A 1,962-nucleotide genomic window follows, 5' to 3' on the forward strand; every position below is an offset into this window, starting at 1 on the left:
CTGCGGGGTCGCGAACAGCGTCGCGCCGGCCCAGATCAGCGCGAGCGCGGGCAGGCCGGCGAGCCAGCCGGCGCGGCGCAAGCCTTGAGCGAACTCTTCGGGCAACGGCACAATCGTGGGTTAAAGCGGATCCGGGCTGCGAGACCATACCGGCAATCCGGCAGGATGAAGGCCGTTCCTGCGAAGGACCGGGCCGGATTCTTCGGCGGCCGGCGGGGAAGCCGCGGGGACGGATCGCAGACTGCGCGTGGCCTTCGCGTGCGGCCGCCTCAAAAAAGCACGGCGCTTGCATCATCCCGGCCATCACCGCGAGACACCACCACGGAGTGCGTCGCTTGGCCCGGACCGTCTGCCCGCACGATTGCCCTTCGGCCTGCAGCCTGGACGTGCAGGTGGCGGAGGGCCGCGTCGTCTCGGTGAAGGGGGGCGACAACCCCTACACCGCCGGGGTGATCTGCGCGAAGGTCAGCCGCTACGGCGAGCGGGTCCACCACCCGGACCGGATCCTCCAGCCGCTGGAACGGGTCGGCGCCAAGGGCGGCGGCCGGTGGCGGCCGATCTCCTGGGACGCGGCCCTCGACCGGCTGGCCGCTGCCTTCCGCGAGACCGCCGGGCGCCACGGCCCGGAGGCGGTCTGGCCGTACAATTCCGGCGGCACGATGGGCCTCGTCCAGCGCGACGGCATCCACCGGTTGACCCACGTGATGGGCTATTCCCGGCGCAAGCGCACCATCTGCACCGCCATCGCCATCGCCGGCTGGAGCGCCGGTGTCGGCCGCATCGCGGGCCCGGACCCGCGGGAGATGGCGCTCTCCGACCTGATCGTGGTCTGGGGCGGCAACCCGGTGAGCACCCAGGTCAACGCGATGAGCCACATCAGCCGGGCCCGCAAGACGCGCGGCGCCAAGCTGGTGGTGATCGACCCCTACCGCACCGGCACCGCCGCGGCAGCCGACCTCCACCTCGCCCCCCGGCCCGGCACCGACGGGGCGCTGGCCTGCGCGGTGCTCCACGTGCTGTTCCGCGATGGCCACGCCGACCGGGCCTACCTGACGGCCCATGCCGAGGACACGGCGGCGCTGGAGGCGCATCTCGCCACGCGCGATCCGGCCTGGGCGGCCGCGATCACCGGCCTCACGGTCGCCGAGATCGAGGCCTTCGCGGCGCTCTACGGCTCGACGCCGCGCAGCTACATCCGCTGCGGCTTCGGCTTCACCCGGACGCATAACGGCGCGGTCAACCTGCACGCGGTGACCTGCCTGCCCACCGTGACCGGCGCCTGGCAGCACGAGGGCGGCGGCGCCCTCTGGCAGAACGCCGCGATCTTCAACTGGGACAAGACCCTGACCGAGGGCCTCGACGCCAAGGCCCCGGGGGTGCGCGACCTCGACATGAGCCGGATCGGCGCGATCCTGGCCGACGATCCCGACGCGCTGCAGGGCGGGCCGCCGGTGCGCGCGATGCTGATCCAGTCGGCCAACCCTGCGGCCTCGGCCCCCGACAGCAACCGGGTGCGCGCCGGGCTGCTGCGGCCGGACGTGTTCGTGGCCGTGCACGAGCAGTTCATGACCGAGACGGCGGCGCTCGCCGACCTCGTCCTGCCGGCGACCACCTTCCTGGAGCACGACGACATCTACGGGGCCGGCGGGCACAGCCACATCCAGTCCGGGCCGGCGCTCCTGCCGCCGCCGGGGGAATGCCGCTCCAACCACGACCTGATCGCCGCCCTCGCCGGCCGGCTGGGGGCCGAACACCCGGGCTTCGACCTGAACGCCCGGGATCTCGCCGACGCGACCCTGGCCCGCTCCGGCTGGGGCGGCCTCGACCGGCTGGAGCGGGAGCGCTGGATCGACGCGCAGCCGGACTTCGCCGAGAGCCACTTCCTCACCGGCTTCGGCCACCCGGACGGGCGCTTCCGGTTCGGGCCGGACTGGTCGGCGCTCGGTCCGCGCGCCGCCGGCA

At 73.7% G+C, this 1,962-nt stretch carries 1 protein-coding gene; it reads left to right on the forward strand.

Annotated elements, in window-relative coordinates:
* Nucleotides 1-335: 335 nt before the first annotated feature.
* A partial coding sequence (locus FV228_RS28160; RefSeq protein WP_147857504.1) for a molybdopterin-dependent oxidoreductase occupies nucleotides 336-1,962 on the forward strand: 1,627 nt, incomplete at its 3' end.

It is taken from the genome of Methylobacterium sp. WL18, assembly GCF_008040015.1.
Taxonomy (GTDB): domain Bacteria; phylum Pseudomonadota; class Alphaproteobacteria; order Rhizobiales; family Beijerinckiaceae; genus Methylobacterium; species Methylobacterium mesophilicum.